The sequence below is a fragment of the Achromobacter sp. SLBN-14 genome (assembly GCF_006715415.1).
Lineage (GTDB): Bacteria > Pseudomonadota > Gammaproteobacteria > Burkholderiales > Burkholderiaceae_B > Achromobacter > Achromobacter mucicolens.
Genome location: NZ_VFNE01000001.1, coordinates 1,688,739 through 1,712,431 on the forward strand (window position 1 = coordinate 1,688,739; position 23,693 = coordinate 1,712,431).

A 23,693-nucleotide genomic window follows, 5' to 3' on the forward strand; every position below is an offset into this window, starting at 1 on the left:
TTCGGAGTGACGGCATTTTCCACGCCTATTCCGTTACGATAAAGATCATATCCATCGGAAAATCCGATACTCCGACCGATCACCGCCATGCGTCATTCCCTTGAATCCCTGGCTGCCTTCGCCCAGGTAGCCGCCGAAGGCTCTTTCTCGGCCGCGGCCCGCAAGCTGGGCAAAAGCCAATCCACCATCAGCGAAACCATCGCCAACCTGGAGGTGGATCTGAACGTCACGCTGTTCGACCGCAGCCAGCGCCAGCCCGCGCTGACCGCCGCGGGCAAGGTGCTGCTGGGACAGGCCATGCAGGTGCTGGCCGCCAACGACCGGCTGAACCGCAGCGCCAGCCAGTTGTCCGAAGGCCTGGAACCCCGGCTTACGGTCGTGCTGTCCGACACCTTCCAGTCGCGCACGTTCGAAACCATGCTGAGCCAGATCGACAAGCGCTACCCGGCCCTGCGCTTCGAATGCCTGATCGCGGAATACGAGGACGTGGTGGCGCTGGTGCAGCAGGGCCGTGCCCACGTCGGCCTGATGGCCGCGCAGGAAACCTACCCGCCGGACGTGGCGCATGCGTGCCTGGCCGAGGGCTCGGAAATCGTCCTGTGCGTGGGGCGTTCGCATCCGCTGGCCAGCCTGCCGTCGGTCACGTCCGACCACCTGAAAACCGAACGCGAACTGCGCCTGAGCACGTACGAGCTGGATGACAAGGACGCCACGCCCGCGCATGCGACGTGGTCGGCGCCCGGCTACCTGATGCTGCTGGAAATGGCCAGTCTGGGATTCGGCTGGACTGAACTGCCGCGCTGGATGATCCAGCGCTTCGGCGGCGATCAGCTCGTGGAACTGAAGGTGCCGGGATGGCCGCGCCGGATCCATGTCGACGCGGTCTGGTCGACCCGGCGCGCGCTGGGGCCGGCGGGCGCATGGCTGCTGGAAAGCCTCACGCGGGGATAGCGCGTCCCACTACCGGCAATTCGTGATCGGCGCGTGTCAACGCCAGGCGCGTGATGCGCACGCCGTTGGCGTCCAGCCAGTCACCCAGCTTGGGGCTGGCCAGCACGTCGAATTCGGCACGGCGCTGGCGCGCCATCGCGCTGTCCTGCTCGTTGCTTCTAGCAAATCCCAATGCCGGATGACACATGACGAGATCGCCCTCGCGCGCATTGAACAGCCAGGTCTGCAAGAGCTGCGCGTAGCGGCGCTGGCCGCCGTCGAACGCATACACACCCAACAGGCGCCGGTTGGTCCGCAAGCCGCTTGAACGGGCCTCGCGCGCAAGCGCCGCCGCCCCCAACGCGCCGATCACATGCGCCTTGAACGATTCCTTAAGCGGAATGCCGCATTGCATGCCGGGCGCCGTCTGGCGCAACCAGGGCCTTTGCGTCCCGTAACGCTGCGCGAGCCGCGCCAGGACGCGCTTGCGGATGCCGGGCAATTGATGCACGTGCTGATGCCCGTCGACATAGTCCGGCGCGCGGCCGAACGCGGCTTCGAAAGCGTCGAACTGTTCATCAAGCCGCGCATCGATCCAGGCGGCATCGAGCCGGCCCGCATAGGCCTTCAGGATCAACGCGCCGAGCGAAGGCAGCGGTTCGGCGTCCGCGCCCAGCGTTTCCGAGAAGTTCAGATGCAGGCCGATGTCCACATCCTGCGCCGCCAGCCTGGGGGCATTGGCGGCGAACGTGGGGCCCAAGGAGAGACAGCTGACCGCGCTGACCCGCCGCATGCCGGCCAGCGCAATCATGCCCTCATCGACGTCCGCATTCATGCCAAAATCATCACCGCACACCACGACGCGCTTGCTCATCAACGTCTCTCCATTCAGCTCTTCGACACATTCCCCATGCGCACCCTCATCCGGCAGATCAGTCTTTTCGTCGCCGTCGGCTGCGCTGCCGCCGCAACGCATTGGGCCGTTGCCGTGGGCTGCGTCGAAGCGTTCGGCGCACCGCCGCTGGCGGCCAACCTGATCGGCTGGCTGAGCGCCTTCGTGGTGTCCTTCAGCGGCCATTACCGGCTCACGTTTCGACATTCGCCCATACCCTGGACCGTAGCGGCCCGTCGTTTCTTTTTTATTTCAGCGATCGGCTTTGCGATCAACGAATCTGCCTATGCCTGGTTGCTGCACGCCACCGACGTACCCTACGACACGTTGCTGGCGCTGATCCTCATCGGCCTGGCGTTCGGCACCTTCATCGCTAGCCGGCTGTGGGCGTTCCGGCACAAACCCGCTGCCTGAGCGCCGCGCCCGCGTCCACGCGCCACATCGCATGCCGGGCGCTCGTCACGACGGGCGCCAGCCCTTGCAGCGGCAGGTAGATGGCGCCATCGCCATGACCGCCCCACACCCAGAACCGCGCCCCGTCCGCCGCCGCGCACAGCGTGGCGTTGAACTGCTCGGCGCTGATCAGCACCTGTTTGCCGGTGACCGGATCGAACTTCGCGGCGTCGTACAGCTCCTTGCGCCAGTTGTCGCGCACCGGCACCTCGGGATTGAGCCAGTCATCCACGACCCAGGTGGGCCGCGGGGCGCGCGCGTAAAGCGCCAGGTCGAAGGGATAGGCGTGCAGCGACACGAAGGTATCGTCCGGCCGCGCTTCCTGCCGCACGACCTGGGCCAGCGGTGCGGCGCTGCCCTTCGCATTGAATGCGGCGATGCCCACGGCGATGACGCAGATCCCGGCGCCGACCGCGGCGCTGATGCGCACCAGCCGCGGCGTCGTCAAACCGTTCTCGCTGCGCCACGCTGCCAGGATGACCTCCGCCAGCAGAAACGCGAGCGGCGCCAGCGCAGGCAGCACATAGCCAATCAGCTTGGAATGCGGCAACGAAAAGAACACCACCACCACGGCGAACCACACCGCGGCCAGGCGCCGCAGGCTGCGCGCCGGACCCGCGATCCAGAACGCGCGGCGCAGGATGCCGCCGCCCCATAGCGACCACGGCAGGCTCAATCCGGCCAGCACGGGCAGGTAGAACCAGAACGGCTGGGCATTGTTGAAACCGGCGGCCGCGAAGCGCTGGAAATGCTGGTAGACGAAGAAGTAGTCGTAAAAGCCCGGAAACCGCACCTGCATCAGCACGAACCACGGCGCCGCCACCGCCAGGAACACCAGCAGCGCCGGCGGCCAGACCAGCGCCCCAAGCCCGCGCCAGCGCCGCTCCCAGACCAGCCACAGCAACAGGATGGCGCCGGGCAGCACCAGGCCGATCAGCCCCTTGGCCAGCACCGCCAGCGCGGCCAGCGCCCCGGCCGCCACGGACATCGCGCGCCACCGATCGCCACGCTCGACGCGCAACACGGTTTCCGCGGCGGCCAGCACGCACAGCGTAATGAGGCCCGCGACCAGCATGTCCAGGTTGGCAAACTGCGCGCCGCCGTAGAAGAACGGCACGGTGCAAAGCACCAGCACCGTCAGCGAGGCGGCCGCCGCGTCGCGATGCCGGCGCACGAATACGTACAACCCGGCGGCCGCGCTCCACGCGGCCAGCCACGACGGCACGCGCGCCGCCCACGGATGCACGCCGAATACCGAAAACGATAGTTCGGTCAGCCAGTAATACAGCGGCGGCTTGTGAAAGTACGGCATGCCGTCCAGCAGCGGCACGGCGTGCGAGCCGCTGCGCAGCATGTCCCAGGCGACGCCGGCGTAACGCCCTTCGTCGGGCAGCGTCAGCGGACGCATCCACGCCAACCAGGCCAGCCAGATTCCCGCGGCCAGCAGCAGCCATCCTGCCGGCGGGGTCCATTCGGAGCGCGCCGGCTTGTTAAGGTTGGCCATCATCAGCCCTGCGCCTTGCCGGCGGGACCGCCTCGGGTGCGTCGCACGACAAACAGCGGTCGGCCCTTCACTTCGTCGAAGATGCGGGCGACATATTCGCCCACGACGCCCAGCGAGATCAGGTTGACGCCCGCAAAGAACAGCACCGCCGTGACGATGGTCGTCCACCCGGATACGGCGTTGCCGGACATCAGGTAGTCCACCACCAGGAATCCCGCATAGGCCAACGCCAGGACGGCAAACGCCACGCCCACCAGGCTGACCATGCGCAGCGGCCAGGTCGTAAAGGCAGTCAGTCCGTCCAGCGCCAGACGGAACAGGCGCAGACCGCTATAGGTGCTGGTGCCGTGCATGCGCTCGTCGGGCGTGTACGGCAGGGCCTCGCCCTTGAACCCGACCCAGGCATACAGGCCTTTCATGAAGCGGGTGCGCTCGGGCAGCGCGATCAGCGCGTCGACCACGCTGCGGTCCATCAGCCGGAAGTCGCCGGCGTGCGCGGGCACCTGCACGCCCCGCGCATTGCTGAGCAACTGATAGAACCAGCGCGCGCCCGAGCGCTTGAGCCAAGACTCGTCGGCGCGGTCGCGCCGCACGGCGTACACCATTTCAGCGCCGGCAGACCAGCGCGCGAGCATCAGCTCGATCAGCGCGGGCGGATGCTGCAGATCGGCGTCGAGGCAGATCACCACGTTGCCGGTGGAGGCCTCCAGGCCCGCGCTCAGCGCGGCTTCCTTGCCGAAATTGCGCGACAGCTGCACATGGCGAAAGCCCTCGTGCTCGGTCCATTCCGACATCAGCGCTTCGGTGCCGTCGGTACTGCCGTCGTCGGCTACGATGATTTCCCAGCTGGTGCACAACGCCGACAGCCGGTTGCGCAGAAGCGGCAGCAGCACGCGCAGGTTCTCGCACTCGTTCAAGCACGGAATGACGCAGGTAACACGGGTGTCATACGGCACGTCGGCCGTCTGCGGCGGCCACACGGAACGCAGGGGCAGAGGCTTACCCAACACCTGCGGCGCTGGGGGGTCGGACCGGAACTGGATGTGCATGGGACTTTGAGTGGACGGAATGCGGGGCACGATGCGGTGCAGTATGCGCAGGGGCTCGTCGAATTTTCATGAAATGCCGGCGCGCCCCCGATCGTTACAATGGCGGGCAGTTTTCAGGCTTCGACACGTCATGCAATACCAAGTCCGTCCCATGCTGGCCAGCGATGTGGACGCCATCCTCCAGGCCCAGGCCCTCGCCTATCCGCAGTTCCTGCTGGAAGGCGCCGGCTTTTTCCTGAACCGCCTCGCGCTCGCTCCCCAATATTGCTGGGTTGCCCAGCCGGATGCGCCACGCAGATCCGGCGCGGTGCTGGGCTATCTGATTTCCTACCCCTGGGACGCGGGCCTGCCGCCCGCCCTGGATGTGCCGCTTTCCGCGCTGCCGCCGCGGGCCGATCACTGGTTCCTGCATGACTGCGCGGTCGTGCCGGCGGCGCAGGGCTTGGGCGTGGGCCAGGCGCTGGTGGGCGCCGCCGCCGCGCGCGCCGTGGACAACGGCCTGACGCGCGCCAGCCTGGTGTCCCTGGCGTCGGCGGCCGGCTACTGGCTGCGGCATGGGTATGCGCCGCTTGCCCCGCAGCCCGCCGGCCTGGCCGAGAAACTCGCCGGCTATGGCGCAGGCGCCAGTTACATGTCGCGCGCCTTTCCCTCCCCGGCCTCAACCCCCTCACGCGCCTGACCGAGCCGTCTTTCAAAACGTGTACAGCCACGCTTTGCCGGACGTAAGATAGGTCCGCAGTCCGCCAACGATGCGGCGGCAAAACGGTCTGAAAACGCGGTTTGATTACGGCTTGAAATCGGTTTGAACAGTCTGGCTTGCTGCGCCCCGGCGGGGCGCGAAGGTTCATATGATCTCCCTTTCGCCCGTCCAATCCCTTCTCGCCTGCTGCCTCGTGCTCGTCATCGGACGCGTCATGACCACGCGCATCGGCGTCCTGGCGCGCTACAGCATTCCGGACCCCATCGTGGGCGGGCTGCTGTTCGCCGTGCTGGCCTACCTGCTGTCCACCTGGGGCGGCGTCGCCGTTTCGCTGGAAACCAGCATCAAGCCCACGCTGCTCCTGCTGTTCTTCGGCTGCATCGGGCTCACCGCCAACCTGAAGCTGCTGGCCCGCGGCGGCCCCCGCCTCATTGCCTTCCTGCTGGCGCTGATCCCGTTTCTCGTCTTGCAGAATGCCGTCGGCCTGGGCATGGCCTGGCTGCTGGACATGCACCCGCTCATGGGACTGCTGGGCGGCACGATCACGCTCGTGGGCGGACATGGCACCGGCGCGGCCTACGCGACACGCTTTGCCGACTTCAACAACATCCAGGACGTCATGCCGCTGGCCATGACGGCTGCGACGCTGGGCCTGGTGCTGGGCGGCGTCGTGGGCGGGCCCGTGGCGGAATGGATCATGCGCCGCCACAAGGTGTCGGGCAGCCTTGACCATACCGCGGCTCAAGGCGACCAGCCCGCCGACCTGAATGAAGATAATCAGCCGCCCACGGCCGGGACGTTCATCCTGTCCATGACCGCGGCGTTCGTCTGCCTGGTGGTCGGCGGCGTCCTGGCGGCGCTGGTTGAAGACGCTCCCGTCAGCCTGCCCAACTTCCTGTGGTGCCTGGCCACCGGCGTGCTCATCCGCAACGCCGGTCCGCTGGTCGGCATCCGGCTCGACGACCGGGCCACCGACATCATCGGCACGATCTCGCTGTCGCTGTTCCTGGGCATGACGATGATGACGCTGGACCTGTCCAGCGTCGCGCGCCTTGCCGGCCCGCTGGCGCTGATGCTGGCGGTGCAGACGCTGGTGTGCGCGATGTACGCCGGCTGGGTGGTGTTCCGGCTGCTCAAGCGGGACTACGAGGCGGCGATCATGTCCGCCGCGTTCTGCGGCTTCGCGCTGGGTGCGACGGCCACCGCCATCGCCAACATGCAGGCCCTCACGCGCCGCCACGGCCCGGCGCCGGAAGCGTTCATCGTGGTCCCCGTCACCGGGGCCTTCCTGGTGGACATCCTGAACGTGATCGTCCTGAGCTCGCTGATCTCCTTGCCATTCGTGGGAGGGATGTAGTCATGTTCAAGAAACTACTGATGGTCCTGCTGTGCGCGATGCTGGCCGCCTGCGGCCGCGCGCCCGACGTGGACGCCCTGCGCGCCGACGTCACGCGCAGCCTGGAGGCCACCTATGGACAGGACCTGTTTCGCATAAGCGATCTCAGGCGCATGGGCTCGGCCACGGACAGCACCGCCCCGGCCGGCGAAACCCGCCGCGTCGTGTATTACGACGTCGACCTGGAACTGACCCGCGACATTTCACTGGGCGCATGGGACCAGCCCGGCGCGGCGTCGCTGGTGACGCTGCTGGGCGCGGGCCCGCGCAGCATCAGCGGCGTGAAGTCCGGCGGCAACAAGGCCGGCGATCGCATCGTCGCCCATGCCAGCGCCATCTACCGCGAAGAAGGCGGGACGTGGAAGCTGGTGACGCCGGCAGGCTTCAAGGCGGCCGAAGCGCCGTCGCTGGACACCGGCGCGCCGCCCCCGGTCACGCGCCAGTTGCTGGACACGCTGGACCAGATCACGCATTCGGTGACCTACAGCGCGTCCAGCACGGCCCAGCACGTCGTGCAGCAGGAACTGGAACGCTCGGTGGCGCGCATCAACGGCCGCCTGTCCCGGCTGCAGCAGGGTTACCCGCTGGCTGGCGGCCCGGACCGCGGCGAGTACCTGGCGTTTGCGCGCGCCCTGAGCGACGTCGCCCGAAAACGCCAGATCCGGGTGTCGCCGCTCATCACCGGCGGCGGCGCCGACAACATCGCGCTCCTGCGCAGCGGCGACGCCGTGGTCGGTTTGGCTCAGGCCGACACGGCGCGGCTGGCCTACGAGGGCGCGGGCCCCTTCGCGGGGCAAGGCCCCTTCCCCGGCCTGCGTGCCCTGGGCAGCCTGTACCCGGAACTGGTCCATATCGTCGTGCGTGACGACCCCGCGCTGCGCGGCGTGCGGGATCTCAAGGGCAAGACGATCGCGCTGGGGCCGGAAGGATCGGCCGTACGCGAGACGCTGCAAACCGTGCTGGCGGCGCATGGCCTGCAGGCGGGCCGCGATTACAAGGTGTCCGACTCGCCTTTCGTCGCCGCCCTGCCGCTCCTGCATGCTGGCACGGTCGACGCCGCGGCCCAGGTGATCGGCGTGCCGGCCACGCCGCTGCGCGATGCGCTGATTCCGGCGCAGCTCAAGCTGCTGCCGCTGGACCCGGACGCCATCAAGACCCTCACGTCCGGGGACAGCGTGCTGATGCCGCTGGACATCGCGGCCGGCACCTACCCCAATCAGGCACAGCGCATTCCGACGGTGGGGGTGGCGGCGCTGATGCTGACCACCACCGACCTCACGCGCGACGAAGCGCTTGTCGTGGTGCGCGCCGTCTACCAGGCCGGGCAGGACCTGCTGGCGGCCGGTTCGGCACAGGGCTCGCAGGTGTCTGCGGCTACCGCCCGGCTTGGCCTGAGCGTGCCGCTGCACGACGGCGCCGAGGAAGGCATCGCCCAACTGGAGCATGCCAAACCGCGCTGAGCCGGGTTGCGTCTATGATGGCGCTCCCTATCAGGAAATCCGATGAACAAATTCGACCTCCAAAAGAACCAGGCCCTGAAGCTGGCCGGCCAACTCAAGCAATCGGCCACGCCGGACCGCTTCGGCGCCGCTTCCCAGATGCCCGACCGCCGCGAACAGCGCAAGCTGGATCAGGCCGCCGGCCTGGTCCCCTTCCCCCTGAAACTGTCGCAGGCGCAGGCCGACAAGCTGCGCGCCGCCGCCGCCGAACGCGGCGTGTCGACCAATGACCTCGTGGCCGAGGCGCTTGAGAAAGCGCTGGGCGCGTAAGCGCGATGCACATCTGGGTCGACGCGGACGCCTGTCCCGCCGTCATCAAGGACATCCTCTTTCGCGCCGCGCAGCGCTGGCAGATGCCGCTGACGCTGGTGGCCAACCAGGCGCTCTACACCCCGCCATCGCCGCTGATCCGTGCCGTGCAGGTGCCGCGCGGCTTTGACGTGGCTGACGCGCACATCGTGGAGCGGGCGGAAACGGGCGATCTCGTCATCACCGGCGACATTCCGCTGGCCGCGCAGGTGCTTGAGAAAGGCGCCATGGCGATCAATCCCCGCGGCGAACGCTATTCGACGGAGACCATCCGCGAACGGCTGGCGCTGCGGGACATGATGGAGGAACTGCGCGCCAGCGGCGTGGACACGGGCGGGCCGTCGTCCTTCAGCCAGTCCGACCGCAAGGCGTTTGCAAACCAGCTGGACACGCTGCTTGCGCGCGTGGCCCGGCAGCAGGCGCAAAAAAGCTGAAGCCGCCGGCGGCGGGGTCAAGAAAAGGTGATGTAGGCCTTGTAGATAATCGCGCCGATGGCGGTGACCAGGCCAAGGCCCATCAGGGTCATGCCAAGATTGCGGTCACGAAACCCGAAGCCGATCAACATGAGCGCCACGCCCGTGCAAATGATGATGAGCATGGTATTGGTGTGCGGACTCATGGCCTTCTCCTGTTTGCTTGGCAGTCAATCGCCGATTTATTGATGATAGACAGGCGTGGAACAGGCTTGGCGCAACCGGGGTACTGCCGGGTTGCGCCAGATCAGAGAAAGAGTAATGAATCAAAAACAAAAAAGCCAACCGATGAAGGTTGGCTTTTTGTTTGCTGCCCGACGAACAAGACCGGCATCGCGAAAAACCTGCTGCGAACTGGCCGTTGTCTTTTGGGGCACTTCAAAGGCTTAAGCGCCTTGGAAGGTCTTTGGTGGGTAGTACTGGGTTCGAACCAGTGACCCCTGCCGTGTGAAGGCAGTGCTCTACCACTGAGCTAACCACCCCGAAAGAGGCGAAATAATAGCACGAATTTTTAAACGTGCGCAAGTCGCCTCTGATAACTTCTTATGCGGCTGCCGCGACGGGCGCATCGACCTTGCGCCACACGCACTCGCCACCCACGCTCTTGTCCAGCGCGGCTAGGTAAGCCTCGTGTTCGGCAAGTTCTTCGGCGCTGGCCGTGATGACCGGCAGACCCGAGGCGTCGAACCGCGCAAGCACCATGCCGCCGCCGCTGGCGCCGGCGCTGTCGTCCACATCGATCAGCAGCGCATCCTGGCCACGCGTCATCGCCAGCCAGACTTCAGCCAGAAGCTGCGAGTCCAGCAAGGCGCCGTGCAGCGTGCGGTGCGCGTTGGAGATGCCGAAGCGGTCGCACAGCGCATCCAGCGAATTGCGCTTGCCCGGGAACAGCGACCGGGCGTGCAGCAGCGAGTCGGTGACGGTCTCGCAGAATTCGGTGATGGGACCGCGGCCGATCTTTGCGAGTTCGGCGTTGAAGAACTTCACGTCGAACGCGGCGTTGTGCGCGATCAGTTCGGCGCCCTGGATGAACTTGACGAATTCGTCCGCGACTTCGGCAAAGCGCGGCTTGTCCGACAGGAACTCGGTGGTCAGCCCGTGCACCGCCAGCGCCTCGGGATCGCTGTCGCGGTCCGGGTTCAGGTAGATGTGCAGGTTGTTGCCGGTCGGCGTGCGGTTGACGATTTCCACGCAGCCGATTTCGACGATGCGATGACCCTGTGCAGGGTCCAATCCGGTGGTTTCCGTGTCAAAGATGATCTGGCGCATAACTATTCCGACGCTTGGGGCTGCGAGGCGGGCGGCGTGGGCGCGGAATGCGCCTGGCTGCCGGAGGTGCCTGGCTTCTTGCGTGCGGTGGCAATCAGCGTGTAGGCCACCGGCACGACGAACAAGGTCAGTAGTGTACCCAGCAACAGCCCGCCAACCAGAACCCAGCCGATCTGCTGGCGCGATTCCGCCCCCGCGCCCGTGGACAGCGCCAGGGGAACGGTACCCAGCACCATGGCGCCGGTCGTCATCAGAATGGGGCGCAGCCGCAGCACGCTGGCTTCGACCACGGCCTCGAACAGTTCCCTGCCCTCGTCGCGCAGCTGGTTCGTGAACTCCACGATCAGGATGCCGTGCTTGGTGATCAGGCCGACCAGCGTGATGAGCCCGATCTGGCTGTAGATGGACAGCGTGCCGCCCGTCAGCCACAGGGCAAGCAAGGCGCCCGTCATGGACAGCGGCACCGACAGCATGATGATGAACGGGTTGCGCCAGCTTTCGAACTGCGCGGCGAGCACCAGGTAGATGAAGGCCAGCGCCATCGCAAAGACCAGGTAGATGCTGCCCGACGAATCGCGGAATTCGCGCGACTGGCCGTCCAGGTCCGTGATGATCGTGTTGGGCAGGACCTCTCGCGCCACCTGGTGCATGTGGTCCAGCACCTCGCCCAGCGCATAGCCGGGCGCCACCGCCGCGTCGATCTTCACTGCCCGCAGGCGGTTGAAGTGGTTCAGCGACTGCGGCGACACGCCTTCGTGCACGCCCAGCAGGTTGTCCAGCTGAACCATGCTGCCGTCGCGCGCCCGCACGTAGATGCCCGAGATGTCGGTGGGATTGGCGCGGTCGCGCGGCGTCACCTGCACGATCACGTCGTACTGCTCGCCCTCGTCCTTGTAGCGCGTGACCTGGCGGCCGCCCAGCATCGACTCGAGCGTGCGGCCCACCACGTCCACGTTGGCGCCCACGTCGGCCATCTTGTCGCGGTCCACGCGAACGCGCAGCTCCGGCGTGTTCAGGCGCAGGTCGGTGTCCAGATTCAGCAGGCCCGGATACTTGCGCAGCTCCGCCAGGAAGATCTCGGTCAGCCGCGACAGCTCCTGGTACGAGGCCTGGCTCATGATGATGAATTCCACCGGTTTGGATCGGGCCGACTGGCCCAGCGACGGCGGATTGGTCGGGAAGGCGCGCACGCCCGGCAGCGACGCGAACTGCGGCTGCAACTGCTGGGTGATGGCCTGCTGCTTGCGCTCGCGTTCTTCCCAGGGCTTCAAGCGCAGGATCGCGGTGCCGTCCGTGACCGTGGGAAAGCCCACCGTGACCTGGCTGCCGCTGGCTTCCGGGATGTCGGCATAGAACTTTTCAATGCCCAGCATGCTGTCCAGGGTGTAATTCAGCGTGGCGCCTTCGGGCGAGCTGACAAGGCCAAAGACCACGCCGCGGTCCTCGACCGGCGCCAGTTCGCTCTTGACCACCTTGAACAGCACGCCGCTGCCTGCCGCCACGGCCAGCCCGATCACCACGACGATCCAGCGATGCCGCAGCGAGGCGCCCAGCATGCGGCGATAGCCGTTGCTCAGGCCGTTCAGCCAGCCTTCGATCAGGTTGTACCAGCGGTTGTGGCGGGTCTGGTGGCGCAGCAGCACCGAACACATCATGGGCGTGAGGGTCAGCGCCACGAAGCCCGACACCAGCACCGCCCCCGCCAGCGCCAGCGCGAACTCGATGAACAGGCGCCCCGTGCGCCCGGTGGCGAACGCCAGCGGCGCATACACGGTGACCAGCGTCATGGTCATGGCGACCACCGCGAAGCCGATCTCCCTGGAGCCGCGCAGCGCGGCTTCCTTGCGCGGCATGCCGTCCTCGATGTGCCGGTAGATGTTCTCCAGGACCACGATGGCGTCGTCCACCACAAGCCCGATCGCCAGCACCATGGCAAGCAACGTCAGCGTGTTGATCGAAAAGCCGAACAGATACATCAGCGCGCAGGCGCCCACCAGCGACACCGGGATGGTGACGATGGGAATGATGCTGGCGCGCAGGTTGCGCAGGAAAAAGAAGATCACCAGCACCACCAGAACGATGGCTTCAATGATGGTGTGGAACACGGAATCGATGGAGCGTTCGATGAACACCGACGAGTCGTACGCGATGTTCAGCTTCATGCCGGCCGGCAGGGTCTCGTTCAGCCGCTCGACCTCCTGGCGGGCGGCCTTGGAAAGCTCCAGGGGATTGGCGGTGGATTGGCGCGTGATGCCGATGTTGATGGCGGGCTTGCCGTTGAAGCGGGAAAGGATCCGGTCGTTGGCGGCCGCGATCTCGACCTTGGCGACGTCGCGCATCCGCACCGGATAGCCCTTCACGTTGGCAACGATCACGTCCTCGAACTGGGCGGGCGTCTGCAGGTCGGTGGCCGACACCACCGAAAATTCCCGTGCCCGCGACTCGATCCGGCCCGCCGGAATTTCGACGTTCTGGCTGCGCAGCGCGGCCTCCACGTCCTGTACCGTCAATCCGTACGCCGCCAGCTTGTCGCGGTCGACGTAGATGCGCATGGACGGCAGGCGCTCGCCAAAGACGCGCACTTCGGCCGCGCCGGGCAGCACCGACAGGCGGGTCTTGATGTAGCGGTTGATGTAGTCGGAGGTCTGGATCGCCGAGAACGATCCCGACTCCACGGCGATGTAGATGATGGGCTGGGAATCGGCCTCGACCTTGCCAATGATCGGCTCGTCGATCTCGTCGGGCAGGAAACGCCGCGCGCGCGAAACCTTGTCGCGCACTTCGGCCGCCGCCGCGTCGGGGTCGCGCGAGAGGTTGAACTTGATGTTGATGAGACTGCGCTCGGAGCGGCTGCGCGAGGTCATCACGTTGACCCCTTCGATGCCGGCCAGCTGGTCTTCCAACGGCTTGGTCACCTGCGACTCGATCACCTCCGGCGAGGCGCCCTTGTACGTGGTGTCCACCGACACGATCGGCTCGTCGATCTTCGGGTACTCGCGCACCGTCAGGCGCGAATACGAGATCAGGCCGATCAGCACGATGATCAGCGACAGGACCGACGCAAACACCGGGCGCTTGATACAGGTTTCCGAGATACGCATGGCGCTATCGCTGAAAAGGTGAAGGGCCGGCTATGGGCCGTTGCCCACGATGGTCACGCGCGCGCCATCGGTCACGCGCTGCAGGCCCGAGACCACCAGCATGTCGTTCAGGGCGACGCCGGTCAGGATTTCGACGCGGCCCTCGCGGCGTTCGCCGATGGTCACTTCGCGCCGATGCGCCACGCCGTTCTCGACCCGGTAAACGTACTGCGTTTCGCCCGACGGCGATAGCGCGGCCTCGGGCGCGACCAGCGCTTTGTCCTCGTTAAAGAGCAGTTGCACCCGGGCGAACATGCCGGGGCGCTGCACGCCGTCCTGGTTGGCAACCGTGGCGCGCAGCAGGATGGACCGGCCGCCCGCGTCGACCAGCGGGCTGACCGCGTAGACCAGTCCGCGCCGCTCCTGGCCGGGCAGCGCATCCAGGCGCAGCGTCAGTTGCTGTCCGACGCGCACCTTGCTCAGGTACATCTCGGGCACGCGGAAATCCACCTTGAGCGGATCGATGGCCTCAAGGGGCGCCAGGTCCTGCCCCTGGTTGACGTAATCGCCCACGGACACGCTGCGCAGGCCGACGATGCCGGCAAAGGGCGCGGTAATGGTCATCTTGTCCAGGCGGGCCTGCGCCAGCGCCACGGCGGCTTCCTGCACCTTCAGCGTGCTGGCCGACTCGTCGCGCGCCTGCTGGCTGACGAAGCCCTTGCCCTGCAGTTCGACGGCGCGGCGGTAATGGCTTTGCGCCAGCGTCAGGTTGGCGCGCGCCTGCGCCAATTCAGCGCGCGGCACGGAGTCGTCCAGGCGGATGAGAAGCTGGCCCTGCTTGACGGGCTGGCCTTCCTTGAAATCTATGGCTTGGATGCGTCCGGCCACTTCGGGGCGCAGGACGACGGACTCATCGGAGCGCAGGCTGCCCACGGCCGACAGACCGCGCGCGAACGGCACTTCCTGGACGGCGGCCACGGCGACACGGGCCGGCGCGGCGGGAGCGGATTGAGGTTTGGCGGAAGCCTGGGCAGGGGTTGCGGCCGGCGCCAGCCAGCGCGGCACAAATACGCCGAGCGCGGCCCCCGCGGCCAACCCTGCCGCGACGGCGGCCAGCAGTACAGCTTTTTTCATGCGCGAAAGTGGCGGTGTTGCGGCGCGGACCGGGCATGCCCCACTCGGACGTCGCCGCAGGAACTGGAGGGAAGGGTTGGCACTTTAGCACCCGGATTTACATACTGGAACAATCCTGAAGCGCGATGAAAGAACTAATCTGCCCTGGACGGCGAATTCGAGGGTATATCCGGATGCCGCGCGGGACGCTGAGCCACCTTAGGGCCGATTTGTTGAGTGCCCGTTGTGACAGTGCCCGCCCGACGCCGCCCGCGAGCCAGACGGCCAGGCCAGGCGCTTTCACGCGCGGCGCGCGACGTCCACGCCCATGTTGGCCAGTTGGTCGGCGCGCTCGTTGCCGGGGTCGCCCGCGTGCCCGCGGACCCAGCGCCAGGACACCGTGTGGCGCTGCACCTGTTCATCCAGCGCCTGCCAGAGCTCGGCGTTCTTGACCGGCTTTTTCTCGGCGGTGATCCAGCCGCGCCGTTTCCAGTTGGCCAGCCACTCGGTCATGCCCTTCATGACATATTGCGAGTCGGTGTGGATCGTGACGACGCAGGGGCGCTTGAGCGCGCGCAGGCCTTCGATGACCGCCAGCAATTCCATCCGGTTGTTCGTGGTCTGGAGCTCGCCGCCATGCAGCGTCTTTTCGTGCGTGCCGGCGCGCATCAGCACGCCCCAGCCGCCGGGCCCCGGATTGCCCTTGCAGGCGCCGTCGGTCCACATTTCCACTTTCTGGTCGTTCGTTTTGTTGTCCTGCATGGTGCTGCGTGCGTGTCCTTGTGCTTGCAATGTGAGGCGGGCCCGGCGGCTCAGGAGGGGTCAAAGCCATCGTCCGCCTGGCGGTTGACCACCACCGAGGCCGCGCGGGCGCGCTTGGGTTTGGTCTTCCAGGCAGGCCCGATGATACGCATGCCGGTCACGCGCTTGACCGCCGAGACCATGTACACCGCGCCGCCCAGGCTCCACCAGCGGGCGCCGGCCGATTCCAGGAAGCTCCAGCGCTCAAGCCATTTTTCGCTGCGGCAGGCCGGCGCGTAGCAACCGAACTGGCTTTCATCGACCTCCAGCGACAGCAGCTTGAACCAGTCCTTGAGCCGCGCCAGCGACACCTGCGACGACGGCGGCTGCGGCAGCCAGGGCTCCATGCCCGGCATGCGGGTGCGGGCGCCCCACATGCTCCAGGGGTTGAACCCCGAAATGACGACGCGGCCCTCGGGGACGAGGACGCGCTCGACCTCGCGCAGCACGTTGTGGGGTTCGGGCGTGAGTTCAAAGGTGTGCGGCAGGATCAGGAGGTCCACGCTCTGGGATTCGAACGGCAGGGCCTCCGGCTGCGCGACGACCACGCGCGACTGCCAGCCCGGCAGGCTTTCCGGCGCCGGGGTCTCGGTGCCCACGTAGCCCTTGAACGGCATCCGGTTGGCCCCCAAGAGGTTCAGGTCGGCAAGGCCGACCTGCCAGGCGTAATATCCGAAGACATCCGCGACGGCCGCGTCGAACTGGGCGCGCTCCCAGGCCAGCACGTACTGGCCCGGCGGCGTCTGGAACCATTCGGCCAGTTCTACAATCGGCGGAGTTTCTTCTGCCACGTTTTTTCCTTCGAATCCCATGCAAGCCTTGACCGCCCCCGCAGGCGGCCGCGATCGCAACGCCGCGGTCTTGCCTTTGCCAGCCTTTTCCGACAACTACATCTGGGCAATCGTCCGCGACGGCCAGGTGGCGGTCGTGGACCCCGGCGAAGCCGGGCCCGTCTTGCGGTTTCTGGATCAGCAAGGCTTGAAGCTGCGCGCCATTCTACTCACGCACCACCACGGCGACCATGTGGGAGGCGTGCTGGAATTGTCCCGCATCGAGGGCATCACCGTATATGGTCCTGCGCGCGAAAAGCTGCCGCGCTGCGATGTCCGGCTGGCCGAAGGCGACCGCGTGACGCTGCCGGAACTGGATCTGGACCTGTCGGTGCTGGACGTTCCGGGCCACACGGCGGGCCACATCGCCTACGCGGGCCGCGCGGCCGGCGTCGACCACGCGCTTTTCTGTGGCGACACGCTTTTCGCGGGGGGCTGTGGCCGGCTTTTCGAGGGCACGCCCGCGCAAATGTTTGATTCCTTGGAAAAATTTTCCGCTTTACCGCCAGATACAAAAGTTTTTTGCGCACACGAGTACACTCTAGCGAACCTTCGCTGGGCATTGGCCGTCGAACCGGCCAACCGCGACCTGCAAACGTGGCATCTGCGGGCCCAGCAATTACGCGCGGAAGGACTCCCCACGCTTCCTTCGACCATCGGTCAGGAACGCGCGACCAATCCGTTCTTGCGCACACAGCAGCCCGACGTCGTCCAGGCCGCAGCAAGTTGGGCCGGACGCAGCCAGACTACGCCGGTAGAGGTCTTTGCCTCCCTTCGTGAATGGAAGAACGATTTCAAGTGACCACCTGATGAATCTATCCCGACTCCTTCTGCCGCTCATGCTGGCAGTCCTCGCCGGTTGCGCAGGAACCAAAGCCCCCGATAGCAAGAACCTCACCACCAATTCCCAAGGCCGATACATCGCCCGGGACACCTCCCGCACGATCGACCTGACCAACCCGCCGGCTGACGCGTGGGACCGCATCCGCCGCGGTTTCGCCATCCCCAACCTGAACACCGACCTCTCCAAGCAGTGGACCGACTACTACGCGTCCCACCCCGAGGCGGTGCAGCGCATGGCCGAGCGCGCCGGCAAATATCTGTACTTCATCGTTGACGAGATCAACCGCCGCGGCCTGCCGACCGAGCTGGCGCTGCTGCCCTTCGTGGAAAGCGCGTACAACCCGACCGCACTGTCGCGCGCGCAGGCCTCGGGCCTATGGCAGTTCGTGCCGGCCACGGGCCAGCACTTCAACCTGAAGCAGGACTGGTGGCGCGACGAGCGCCGCGATCCCATCGCCTCGACCAACGCGGCGCTGGACTACCTGGAAAAGCTGTTTGAAATGCAGGGCGACTGGTACCTCGCCCTGGCCTCGTACAACTGGGGCGAAGGCTCGGTGCAGCGCGCCATGGCCAAGAACGAGGCCGCCGGCCAGAACACCGACTACCTGTCGCTGAACATGCCGGACGAGACCCGCAACTACGTGCCCAAGCTGCAGGCCATCAAGAACATCATTGCCGATCCGCAGCGCTATGCGGTGGCGCTGCCGCCCGTCGGCAACACGCCGTACTTCGTGACGGTGCAGAAGAACAGCGACATCGACCTGGAAATCGCCGCCAAGCTGGCTGAAATGCCGCTGGACGAGTTCAAGGCCCTGAACCCCTCGTTCAACCGCCCGGTCATCCGCGGCGATCACGGCCCCACGCTGCTGCTGCCGGCCGACCGCGTCGAGATCTTCAACGCGAACCTCACCAACTACAAGGGCGACCTGTCCGCCTGGAAGGTCTACCACTCGCGCCGCGGTGAATCCTACGCGTCCATCGCCAAGCGGTTTGGCGTGTCCGAAGCCACCCTGCGCGAAACCAACGACATCAGCCGCCGCCAGAAGGCCGCTGACGGCCAGGCGCTGCTGGTGCCGGGCGACCCCGGCACGGGCGGCGTGCAGATCGCGTCGCTGGCGCCCCCGGTGGGCGCGCTGGACTCGGCCCCGCAAGACAACAAGGCCGCCGCACCGCGTGGCCGCGCCGCGCAGGCGCCCGCCGTGCGCGTCTCCAGCGCCCGCCCCAACGTGCGCAGCCACAAGGTCCGCCAGGGCGACACCCTGTTCTCGCTGGCCAAACAGTACGGCACCACCGTCGACGCGCTGCGCGCGCTCAACAACATCAAGGGCAGCGCCCTGAAGATCGGCACGCAGCTGCGCGTGCCCGGCACGAACGCGCGCGGCTGACAGCCGCCACGCACGGCGCGGCGCCCCGGCACGGGAGCCGCGCCGCTCGCCCGCTGGTCCGCCAAATTCCCTAAAATAGGCGGTCTCCAGAAGGGAAAAAATCAAAGGACACATCTATGGGCTTTCTTGCCGGCAAACGCATCCTGGTCACCGGGGTGCTTTCCAACCGTTCCATCGCCTACGGCATCGCGCGCGCCTGTCATCAGCAAGGCGCCGAACTGGCGTTCACTTACGTCGGCGACCGCTTCAAGGACCGCGTGAGCGAGTTTGCCGCCGAATTCAACAGCAACATCGTGCTGCCCTGCGACGTGGCCGAAGACAGCCAGATCGACGGCGCCTTTGCTGAACTGGCCCAGCACTGGGACGGCCTGGACGGCCTGGTTCATTCGATCGGCTTTGCGCCGCGCGAAGCCATCGCCGGCAATTTCCTGGATGGGCTGTCGCGCGAAGGCTTTCGCATCGCCCATGACATCTCGGCCTACAGCTTCGCCGCCATGGCCAAGGCCGCCCTGCCCCTGATGGAAGGCCGCAACGGCTCGGTGCTGACACTGACCTACCTGGGCGCCGAGCGCGTGGTCCCGAACTACAACACGATGGGTCTGGCCAAGGCGTCGCTCGAAGCCAGCGTGCGCTACCTGGCCTCGGCGCTGGGCCCGCGCGGCATCCGCGCCAACGGCATCTCCGCCGGCCCGATCAAGACCCTGGCCGCCAGCGGCATCAAGGACTTCTCGGCCATCCTGAAGTTCGTCGAAAACCAGGCTCCGCTGCGCCGCAATATCACCATCGAAGACGTCGGCAATGTCGCGGCCTTCATGCTGTCGGATCTGGCTGCCGGCGTGACCGGCGAAATCACCCACGTGGACGGCGGTTTCTCGACCGTCGTCCCGGGCATGGAAGAGTAAGAATTCCCTGGGCGGGGCGCGGCGCCCCGCCTTGCACAGGCGGCCCCGCCGCCTGTGCCGCTATTCCTCAGTCCGGCCGCACGATCAGCGTGGACACCTGCACGTCCACCGCCGTCATCAGCTTGTGGATCGGGCACTTCTCGACCACCGCCAGCAATTCGTCGATCTGCGCATCAGACAGCTCGCCGTGCAGCGTCAGCTTGGCGGTCAGCCGATAGATGCCGCGGCGTTCCTCGCTGGCATCGCGCACCACTTCCACCCCCACCGATTCCAGCGGCAGCCCCTTGCGCTGCGCGTAGACCATCAGGGTCATCGCCTTGCAGCCGCCCAGCGCCGTATCGAAGTAATCATGCGGATCCGGGCCCTCCCCCTGCGGCTTGGGCATGTCCAGCGGCAGGTCGTGGCCTTCGGCCGTCGCGGTGAACTGCAGGGACTGGGGCGCATTCTGGCGCACGCGGATGCTCATGGGTCGATTCTCCTGGTTGGGATTGCCGGGGACTGCCGAATGGCCGGCTTCAGGACGGTTTTAGCACTTGCTGAACGCTTGCGGGGCCGGATGGCGCGACTGACGGAAAGCTGAACTTCCTGCCGCGGCCATGGTCCGATATCCCTGACCGTCAGATTCACAGGAGGCCGCATGAGCGCCCGGCAATTACTCGATCAACTGTTGCAGTCCGGACAAGGGCTGCTTTCCGACACCACGAACCGCGTGCAGAACGCCACCGGCGGCAAGGGCTCGTCCCTGCTTTCTGGCCTTGGCGGCGGCGCCCTGGGGGCAGGCGCCCTCGGCCTCTTGATGGGCAGCAAGAAGGCCCGCAAGATCGGCGGCAAGGTCGCCATGTACGGCGGCATGGCCGCGCTGGGCGCGCTGGCCTATCGCGCCTACGGCGACTGGCAGCGCAAGCAGGCTGGCGCGCCCACCGCGCCGCCCCAGACGCTGGACCGCCTGCCGGCCCCGGAAGCCGAACAGCACAGCAATGCGGTCCTCACCGCCATGATCGGCGCGGCCAAGGCCGACGGCCACATCGGCCCCGAGGAAAAATCCCTGCTGGAAACGGAACTGGCCAAGCTGTCGTCCGACGCCCAGGACCGCCGCTGGCTGGAGGCCGAACTGTCGCGCCCCCTGGATCCCAGCGTGATCGCCCAGTCGGCCAAGACGCCCGAAATGGCGGCCGAGATGTATCTGGCCAGCCTGCTCGTCGTGGACGAGGAAAGCTTCATGGAGCGTGCCTACCTGGACGAATTGGCGCGCCAGCTCAAGCTGGAACCGGGCCTGAAGGAACAGCTGGAGCAGCACGCCAAGGCGGCCGTCTGACCGCCGCGCCGGCGTTGCAGCTCAATCCGCGCGTAGCCCGATCGCCTCGGTCAGCGCCGTGTAGCGGTCGATATCCGCGCCGATCATTCGCTGGAATTCTTCCGGCGTGCTGCTGGCAGGCGTGAAACCCTGCTCGCGCAGCGCGGCCTGCACGTCCGGCCGCCGCACGATCTTCGCCACCGCGGCATTCAGCTTGTCGACCACGGCGGGCGGCGTGGCCGCCGGGGTCAAGAGGCCATGCCACTGATCCAGCGCGTAGCCGGACACGCCCTGCTCGGCCACGGTCGGCACCGTGGGCATCAGCGGCGAACGCGCCGGCGACGTCACGGCCAGCGCGCGCAGCTTGCCGGCCGCAATGAGCGGCGCAGCGCTGGATGCCGTCACCACGCCGAAGCCCACCTGATCCGCCGTCACGTCCGTGAGCGCCGGGCCGCAGCCCTTGTACGGCACCTGCTGCATCACCGCGCCCGTCTTGCGAGAGAGCAGCTCGCCCGCCAGATGTTGCGGCGTGCCGTTGCCGCAGGTGGCAAAGGGCAGCGGCTTGTCCGGCACGGCGGCAGCGATCACGTCGTCCAGGTTGCGCAGGGGCGAGGCGGCCGGCACGACGAACACCGAAGGCACGAAGGCCACGTTGATGACTGCCGCAAAATCCCGCTTCGGCGAGAAGCCCAGGTTGCGGTAGACACCGGGGTTGATCGCAAACGAACTATTCACCATCAGCAGCGTGTAGCCGTCGGGCGGCGCTTCGGCCACGATGCGCGCGCCAATGTTGCCGCTTGCGCCCGGCCGGTTTTCCACCACGACCGGCTGCCCCAACGACTCCTGCAGGCTGGCGCCGAGGCGGCGCGCAAGCAGGTCGGTGCCGCCGCCCGGCGGAAACGTCACGACAATCGTGATCGGATGCGATGGGTATGATGCGTCTGCCGGCGCTTCGCCCGACGGCGGATTGCCGCAGGCAGTCAGGGTCAGGGTCAGCAGCGAGATCGACGAAAGCAGCAGGCGTTTCATTTTGCGGGCCGATAAAAGTTCAGGCGTCCAGACCGATGTCGAGCACCTTGGCGCTGTGCGTCAGCCAGCCCACGGCGATCTGGTCCACGCCGGTGGCGGCCACGGCCGCCGCGGTGTCGGGCGTGATGCGGCCCGAGGCCTCGGTGATGGCACGGCCCCGCGCCATGGCGACGGCGCGGCGCAGGTCGTCCAGGCTCATGTTGTCCAGCAGCACCACGTCCACGCCCAGCGCCAGCGCAACCTCAAGCTGCTCCAGCGTGTCGACCTCCAGTTCGATCTTGACCATGTGGCCGACGCCGGCGCGTGCGCGCTCGACGGCCGTCGCCACGCTGCCGGCCAGCGCGATGTGGTTGTCCTTGATCAGCACCGCATCATCCAGCCCGTGACGGTGATTGCTGCCGCCCCCCACGCGCACGGCGTACTTCTGGACCGCCCGCAGTCCCGGCATAGTCTTGCGCGTGCACGTGACGCGCGCGCCGTAACCCGCAATCGCACGCGCAATCGACGCCGTGGCGGTCGCCACGCCGCTCAGGTGGCACAGGAAATTGAGCGCGACCCGCTCCGCGCTGAGCATCGCGCGGGCATTGCCCTGAATGCGTGCGATCTCCATCCCCGGCGCCAGATCAGTGCCGTCGCGGTGAGACACCGTGAATGCAAGACTGGGATCCATCAGCCGGAACGCCAGGCGGGCCAGATCCAGCCCCGCCAGCACGCCCTCCTGCCGCGCCACCAGCCGCGTTTCGGCGGTGGCGTCGGCCGGCACGATGGCGTCGGTGGTCAGGTCGCCAGCGCGGCCCAGGTCTTCCAGCAGCGCCGCGCGCACAAGCGGCTCCAGCATGACGTCCGGCAAGGGAGGAACGGGCAGGCGATCAGCGGCGGCGGGCACAGCGGCTTTAATGCTCATTTTGAGTATTTGTAGCGTAAAAAAAGGCGCGCGAGATTTGCGCAACACTTATGCTAAATATGAGTATAAGCCTTGTCAAGCGTCAAACGACACGCGAGACCGGCAGCTTGCTGCCTGCAATGGCGCGCTCCAGCAGGACATCCCGGCGGAACCGGAAAAGCTTGGCAGGCCGTCCGGCCGTCCCGGTCGCCATCGCGCCGGTCTCTTCCACCAAGTCCTGCTGCTCGATGAAGCGGCGAAAGTTCTGCTTGTGCAGACCCCGCCCCGCCAGCGCCTCGACCGCCATCTGCAACTGCAACAGCGTGAATTCGTCCGGCATCAGTTCGAACACCACTGGCCGGTACTTGATCTTGGCGCGCAAGCGCGCGATGCCAGTGGCCAGGATGCGCCGGTGGTCGTGACGCATCGGCTGCCCCGGCGCTGCGGCCTGGCCCCCGGTGCGCCGCGCCGCCTCGGGCACCAGCCCGGCTTCGAACAGCAGTTCGTAGCGTTGCAGCACCATGTCTTCGTTCCACGCGGCGCCGTCCAGGCCGAACGTAATGGCTGCGCGTTGATGGCGGCGCGCGCGGACCGAGGCGTCCGCACTGTCCTCGCACCAGGCCGACAGGCGCGGCACGATCACCTCATCCACCAGCGCGGGAGTGCCGGCGCGCCGGTCCTCCCACGGAAAATAGCGATACCAGTCCTGCCATCCGACCTGCGCAACGCCCGTTTCGCCCGCCTCGCGCGTCAGGCCCAGATAGCTGACCGAAATGACGCGCCCGCCCGACTCATCGGAGCGGTCGCCGTCCGCGAACGTATAAAGCTGCTCGACATAGCCCAGCGGATGGTGCGTCTGCGCTTCCACCCAGTCTCGCAAACCTGCCTGCAGCGAGCGATGCGACAGCTCGAACGGTCCGGCCGGCAACGCGCGCGCATCGTCCGTGGTCAGCACGCGCGGCTCGCCGTTGGTGACGGCCACCAGCACGGCAACGAGTTCAGCATGAACGGAGCGTTCGACGGATTCGGTCAAGGCAGGCGAGGAAAAGGAAGTGTGGG

24 protein-coding genes and 1 tRNA gene are annotated in these 23,693 nt (G+C 66.8%); 11 read left to right on the top strand and 14 right to left on the bottom strand.

What is annotated here, in order from left to right; all coding sequences use genetic code 11:
- Positions 1–87: 87 nt before the first annotated feature.
- On the top strand, positions 88–951 hold the full coding sequence (locus FBY20_RS07760) for a LysR family transcriptional regulator (protein WP_142051236.1): 864 nt from the start codon (positions 88–90) through the stop codon (positions 949–951).
- Here the strand turns inward: FBY20_RS07760 and FBY20_RS07765 are convergent.
- Positions 938–1,804 carry a ChbG/HpnK family deacetylase gene (locus FBY20_RS07765; protein WP_056327935.1) on the bottom strand — a complete coding sequence of 289 codons (867 nt, stop codon included), beginning with the start codon at positions 1,802–1,804 and terminating at the stop codon, positions 938–940. The two genes, FBY20_RS07760 and FBY20_RS07765, sit on opposite strands and share 14 nt — an antisense overlap.
- 36 nt (positions 1,805–1,840) lie before the next feature.
- On the opposite strand from FBY20_RS07765, the gene FBY20_RS07770 reads away from it, so the two are divergent.
- Entirely contained in the window at positions 1,841–2,236 is a 396-nt protein-coding gene (locus tag FBY20_RS07770) for a GtrA family protein (protein ID WP_082586437.1), read from the top strand.
- On the opposite strand, the gene FBY20_RS07775 is transcribed toward FBY20_RS07770, so the two are convergent.
- Both FBY20_RS07775 and FBY20_RS07780 read right to left on the bottom strand, forming a co-directional pair.
- Positions 2,196–3,779: an ArnT family glycosyltransferase gene (locus FBY20_RS07775; RefSeq protein ID WP_370458364.1), complete on the bottom strand. Its 1,584-nt coding sequence runs from the start codon at positions 3,777–3,779 to the stop codon at positions 2,196–2,198. The two genes, FBY20_RS07770 and FBY20_RS07775, sit on opposite strands and share 41 nt — an antisense overlap.
- Positions 3,780–3,781: 2 nt before the next feature.
- The gene (locus FBY20_RS07780; protein ID WP_056327883.1) at positions 3,782–4,828 is read right to left on the bottom strand and encodes a glycosyltransferase family 2 protein; all 1,047 of its coding nucleotides are present in this window, start codon (positions 4,826–4,828) and stop codon (positions 3,782–3,784) included.
- Positions 4,829–4,979: 151 nt separating this feature from the next.
- On the opposite strand from FBY20_RS07780, the gene FBY20_RS07785 reads away from it, so the two are divergent.
- From FBY20_RS07785 to FBY20_RS07805, 5 genes are all read left to right on the top strand, one after another.
- Entirely contained in the window at positions 4,980–5,507 is a 528-nt protein-coding gene (locus tag FBY20_RS07785) for a GNAT family N-acetyltransferase (protein ID WP_142055846.1), read from the top strand.
- A 169-nt stretch (positions 5,508–5,676) separates the two neighbouring features.
- Entirely contained in the window at positions 5,677–6,885 is a 1,209-nt protein-coding gene (gene gltS / locus FBY20_RS07790) for a sodium/glutamate symporter (protein WP_056327881.1), read from the top strand.
- A 2-nt stretch (positions 6,886–6,887) separates the two neighbouring features.
- A complete protein-coding gene (locus tag FBY20_RS07795; RefSeq protein ID WP_142051242.1) occupies positions 6,888–8,384 on the top strand; it encodes a TAXI family TRAP transporter solute-binding subunit in 1,497 nt (498 codons plus the stop codon).
- 42 nt (positions 8,385–8,426) lie between these two features.
- On the top strand, positions 8,427–8,693 hold the full coding sequence (locus FBY20_RS07800; protein WP_056327879.1) for a hypothetical protein: 267 nt from the start codon (positions 8,427–8,429) through the stop codon (positions 8,691–8,693).
- A 5-nt stretch (positions 8,694–8,698) separates the two neighbouring features.
- Positions 8,699–9,166 carry a YaiI/YqxD family protein gene (locus FBY20_RS07805; protein ID WP_056327878.1) on the top strand — a complete coding sequence of 156 codons (468 nt, stop codon included), beginning with the start codon at positions 8,699–8,701 and terminating at the stop codon, positions 9,164–9,166.
- Positions 9,167–9,183: 17 nt separating this feature from the next.
- On the opposite strand, the gene FBY20_RS27755 is transcribed toward FBY20_RS07805, so the two are convergent.
- The 7 genes from FBY20_RS27755 to FBY20_RS07835 form a co-directional block, all read right to left on the bottom strand.
- Complete coding sequence (locus FBY20_RS27755) at positions 9,184–9,351, bottom strand: hypothetical protein (RefSeq protein WP_167427935.1); 168 nt, start codon at positions 9,349–9,351, stop codon at positions 9,184–9,186.
- A gap of 261 nt (positions 9,352–9,612) precedes the next feature.
- Positions 9,613–9,687 (bottom strand) — tRNA-Val (locus FBY20_RS07810).
- 61 nt (positions 9,688–9,748) lie between these two features.
- A complete protein-coding gene (gene dnaQ, locus FBY20_RS07815; protein WP_056327877.1) occupies positions 9,749–10,474 on the bottom strand; it encodes a DNA polymerase III subunit epsilon in 726 nt (241 codons plus the stop codon).
- 2 nt (positions 10,475–10,476) lie between these two features.
- Positions 10,477–13,575: an efflux RND transporter permease subunit gene (locus FBY20_RS07820; protein WP_056327876.1), complete on the bottom strand. Its 3,099-nt coding sequence runs from the start codon at positions 13,573–13,575 to the stop codon at positions 10,477–10,479.
- A 30-nt stretch (positions 13,576–13,605) separates the two neighbouring features.
- Complete coding sequence (locus FBY20_RS07825) at positions 13,606–14,688, bottom strand: efflux RND transporter periplasmic adaptor subunit (RefSeq protein WP_142051246.1); 1,083 nt, start codon at positions 14,686–14,688, stop codon at positions 13,606–13,608.
- Positions 14,689–14,967: 279 nt separating this feature from the next.
- Positions 14,968–15,429: a ribonuclease HI gene (gene rnhA / locus FBY20_RS07830; protein WP_056327874.1), complete on the bottom strand. Its 462-nt coding sequence runs from the start codon at positions 15,427–15,429 to the stop codon at positions 14,968–14,970.
- Between the two features lie 50 nt (positions 15,430–15,479).
- Positions 15,480–16,259, bottom strand: coding sequence for a class I SAM-dependent methyltransferase (locus FBY20_RS07835; protein WP_056327932.1), 780 nt, complete (start codon positions 16,257–16,259; stop codon positions 15,480–15,482).
- Positions 16,260–16,278: 19 nt separating this feature from the next.
- Between FBY20_RS07835 and gloB the strand changes: the two genes are divergently transcribed.
- From gloB to fabI, 3 genes are all read left to right on the top strand, one after another.
- The gene (gene gloB / locus FBY20_RS07840) at positions 16,279–17,100 is read left to right on the top strand and encodes a hydroxyacylglutathione hydrolase (protein WP_056327873.1); all 822 of its coding nucleotides are present in this window, start codon (positions 16,279–16,281) and stop codon (positions 17,098–17,100) included.
- Between the two features lie 7 nt (positions 17,101–17,107).
- On the top strand, positions 17,108–18,526 hold the full coding sequence (locus tag FBY20_RS07845) for a transglycosylase SLT domain-containing protein (RefSeq protein ID WP_142051249.1): 1,419 nt from the start codon (positions 17,108–17,110) through the stop codon (positions 18,524–18,526).
- A gap of 116 nt (positions 18,527–18,642) precedes the next feature.
- The gene (fabI, locus tag FBY20_RS07850) at positions 18,643–19,428 is read left to right on the top strand and encodes an enoyl-ACP reductase FabI (RefSeq protein ID WP_056327871.1); all 786 of its coding nucleotides are present in this window, start codon (positions 18,643–18,645) and stop codon (positions 19,426–19,428) included.
- 67 nt (positions 19,429–19,495) lie between these two features.
- Here fabI and FBY20_RS07855 read toward each other — a convergent pair whose 3' ends face one another.
- A complete protein-coding gene (locus FBY20_RS07855) occupies positions 19,496–19,894 on the bottom strand; it encodes an OsmC family protein (protein ID WP_142051252.1) in 399 nt (132 codons plus the stop codon).
- Between the two features lie 171 nt (positions 19,895–20,065).
- On the opposite strand from FBY20_RS07855, the gene FBY20_RS07860 reads away from it, so the two are divergent.
- Positions 20,066–20,743, top strand: coding sequence for a tellurite resistance TerB family protein (locus tag FBY20_RS07860; protein ID WP_142051255.1), 678 nt, complete (start codon positions 20,066–20,068; stop codon positions 20,741–20,743).
- Between the two features lie 21 nt (positions 20,744–20,764).
- Here FBY20_RS07860 and FBY20_RS07865 read toward each other — a convergent pair whose 3' ends face one another.
- From FBY20_RS07865 to FBY20_RS07875, 3 genes are all read right to left on the bottom strand, one after another.
- The gene (locus FBY20_RS07865; protein ID WP_142051258.1) at positions 20,765–21,751 is read right to left on the bottom strand and encodes a tripartite tricarboxylate transporter substrate binding protein; all 987 of its coding nucleotides are present in this window, start codon (positions 21,749–21,751) and stop codon (positions 20,765–20,767) included.
- A gap of 19 nt (positions 21,752–21,770) precedes the next feature.
- The gene (gene nadC, locus FBY20_RS07870; RefSeq protein ID WP_062838512.1) at positions 21,771–22,655 is read right to left on the bottom strand and encodes a carboxylating nicotinate-nucleotide diphosphorylase; all 885 of its coding nucleotides are present in this window, start codon (positions 22,653–22,655) and stop codon (positions 21,771–21,773) included.
- A gap of 82 nt (positions 22,656–22,737) precedes the next feature.
- Positions 22,738–23,667, bottom strand: coding sequence for a hypothetical protein (locus FBY20_RS07875; protein ID WP_142051260.1), 930 nt, complete (start codon positions 23,665–23,667; stop codon positions 22,738–22,740).
- Positions 23,668–23,693 lie beyond the last annotated feature (26 nt).